Genomic DNA, 1,687 nt, shown 5'->3' with positions numbered 1-1,687 from the left:
TCCATCGCCAGCGCCTCACGCGGCGAGATCCCAAAGAACGCCGGGTCGAAGTGGCCCGCCCGGTCGACGAAGCCGCCCTCGCGGGAGTACGAGGTGCCCGGGTGGTCGGGGTCCGGGTGGTAGAGCCCGTCCAGGTCCCAGCCACGGTCGGTGGGGAACTCCGAGATCGCGTCCCGGCCCTCCATGACCAACCGCCACAGATCCTCCGGAGTCTCCACCCCACCCGGATAACGGCAACCCAGACCCACGATCGCAATCGGCTCATCATCGGCGGCCGACACCACCACCGGACCCGCCACCGCGGCCGCGGCCCCCACAACCTCCGCACGCAGGAACTCCGCCAACACCGCAGGCGTCGGATAGTCGAACACCAGCGTCGCGGGCAGCCGCAGCTCACTCACCGCACCCAGCGCGTTCCGCAACTCCACCGCCGTCAGCGAGTCAAACCCCAGCTCACGGAAGGAACGATGCGGTTCGACGGTGTCCAGCGAGTCATGGCCGAGTACGGCCGCGACCTGCGTACGGACCAGCTCCAGCAGGGCGTCGAGCTGTTCGGCCTCGGTCAGCCCGGCGAGCCGCCGCGCCAGCGCACCCGACGCCGCCACGCCCTCCGCCGCACGCCGCGCCGGAACCCGCACCAGACCCCGCAGCAGCGGCGCCACCACACCGGTCGACGCGGCCTCGGCGCGCATCACGGCCAGGTCGAGCCGTACGGGCACCAGCAGCGCCTCGTCCGTGCGGTACGCGGCGTCGAACAGCTCCAGACCCTCGGTGGCCGAGAGCGCCACCACACCACCCCGGCTCATCCGGGACACATCCGCGTCGTCCAGCTCACCGGTCATCCCGCTGGAGTCGGCCCACAGGCCCCAGGCCAGCGAGGTGGCGGGCAGGCCATGGGCCCGGCGGTGCTGGGCGAGCGCGTCCAGGTAGGCGTTGGCAGCGGCGTAGTTGCCCTGCCCCGCATTGCCGAACACACCGGCGGCCGAGGAGAAGAGCACGAACGCCGACAGGTCCAGCTCGCGGGTCAGCTCATGCAGATTCCACGCCGCGTCCACCTTCGGACGCAGCACCCCGGCCATACGCTCGGGGGTGAGCGAACCGATCACACCGTCATCCAGCACACCAGCCGTGTGCACGACCGCCGTCAGCGGATGGTCGGCGGGGACGGTGGCGAGGGTCGCGGCGAGCGCGTCCCGGTCTGCCACATCACACGCCGCCCAGCGCGCCTCGGCGCCCAACTCGGCCAGTCCGGCCGTGAGTTCGGCCGCACCCGGCGCCTGGTCACCACGACGGCTGACCAGCAGCAGATGGCGTACGCCGCGCTCCGCCACCAAGTGGCGGGCGATCAGCCCGCCCAGCGAGCCGGACGCGCCGGTCACCAGCACCGTGCCCTCGGCGTCGACATCGAGCGGCTGCTCGGTGTCCACGGCGGCCCGCGCCAGTCGCGGCGCCCGCAGCACCCCGTCTCGCACGGCCACCTGCGGTTCGCCCGACGCCAGCGCATCCGGCACCGCCGCCAGCGAATCGGCGGCGCTGTCGACGTCGACGAGGACGAACCGGCCGGGGTTCTCCGACTCGGCTGAGCGCACCAGGCCCCAGACGGCGGCATGGGCCAGGTCGGCGACCGGCTCATCCGTACCGGCGGCCACGGCACCAGAGGTCAGCACGACCAGGCGCGAGTTGGTGA

General features: G+C 72.7%; 1 protein-coding gene. It reads right to left on the bottom strand.

Going from position 1 to position 1,687, the window contains the following annotated elements; translation table 11 throughout:
* Window positions 1–1,687: type I polyketide synthase (locus IEJ02_RS47700; RefSeq protein ID WP_191070492.1), on the bottom strand; the 1,687-nt coding region annotated here is incomplete at both ends.

The sequence above is a fragment of the Streptomyces sp. 5-10 genome (genome assembly GCF_014712245.1).
GTDB classification, from domain to species: Bacteria; Actinomycetota; Actinomycetes; order Streptomycetales; family Streptomycetaceae; genus Streptomyces; species Streptomyces violaceusniger.
Note: the sequence above shows the minus strand (reverse complement) of the source record. Positions and strands in the feature narration are given on the sequence as shown.